The organism is Asaia sp. SF2.1 (genome assembly GCF_000505765.1).
GTDB lineage: Bacteria > Pseudomonadota > Alphaproteobacteria > Acetobacterales > Acetobacteraceae > Asaia > Asaia bogorensis.
The window spans coordinates 45,848-46,223 of sequence record NZ_AYXS01000016.1; the positions used below are offsets into that span (position 1 = coordinate 45,848).

A 376-nucleotide genomic window follows, 5' to 3' on the forward strand; every position below is an offset into this window, starting at 1 on the left:
GAGATGGATGCCGGCCTACTGTTTCTGAGCTGGCAGCAGGACCCCCGGACAGGTTTCGTCAGGATTTTCGAGAAAATGTCCAAATTCGATATGATAAACCAGTACACGACCCATATCGGGGGCGGATTATTTGCCTGCCCCGGCAGAAGGGATGGGGAGTTTGTTGGTCAGACCTTGTTCGAGAGTTAATAAGATATAGCATCTGGTGTTCCGGTGCATTATTTTAGCGTAACGATTGCAAGGATCTTCTGCCTAGCGATATTCTCTATATTTTGGAGTATTTGAGTCCTGTTTTATAATGCTGGACGTTGGAAGGGCGTCGCGGTATTTCGACCGACAGGCAGCCGCTCCGGGTTACGGGGCGGGCACATACAGG

1 pseudogene is annotated in these 376 nt (G+C 50.3%); it reads left to right on the forward strand.

Annotation, left to right across the window (positions count from 1 at the left end):
• A pseudogene (locus P792_RS38850) lies at positions 1–189 on the forward strand (Dyp-type peroxidase domain-containing protein); the annotation flags it as partial.
• Positions 190–376 lie beyond the last annotated feature (187 nt).